This window comes from Mesorhizobium sp. M4A.F.Ca.ET.020.02.1.1 (assembly GCF_004022645.1).
Lineage (GTDB): Bacteria > Pseudomonadota > Alphaproteobacteria > Rhizobiales > Rhizobiaceae > Mesorhizobium.
The window spans coordinates 1-419 of the sequence record NZ_RZOI01001413.1 but is presented as its reverse complement, the minus strand read 5'-3'; the positions used below and the strand labels follow the sequence as shown (position 1 = coordinate 419).

Genomic DNA, 419 nt, shown 5'->3' with positions numbered 1-419 from the left:
GGTCCATCTCGTCGATCAGTTCGAGATTGGCGACGCCCGCGGCAACGCAGATCGGATGCGCCGAATAGGTCCAGCCATGGCCGAGCGAGCCGAGCTTGTCGGAGCCTTTGACCAGCACCTGCCAGACCTTGTCGGAGACGATGACGCCGGAGAGTGGCGCATAGGCAGAGGTCAGGCCCTTGGCGATGGTGATTAGGTCCGGCTTGATACCGTAATGGTGGGAGCCGAACATCGTGCCGAGCCTGCCGAAGCCGGTCACCACCTCGTCGGCGACGAGCAGCACGTCGTACTTCTTCAGCACCGCCTGGATCTTTTCCCAGTAACCGGCCGGCGGCGGCACGATGCCGCCGGTGCCGAGGATCGGCTCGCCGATGAGGGCCGCGACCGTCTCCGGACCTTCGGCGAGGATCATTTCTTCC

At 64.4% G+C, this 419-nt stretch carries 1 protein-coding gene; it reads right to left on the bottom strand.

Annotated features, from left to right (window positions below; translation table 11 throughout):
• Nucleotides 1-419 (bottom strand): aminotransferase class III-fold pyridoxal phosphate-dependent enzyme (locus EN742_RS37445; protein WP_128334014.1); only part of this gene is annotated, 419 nt, incomplete at both ends.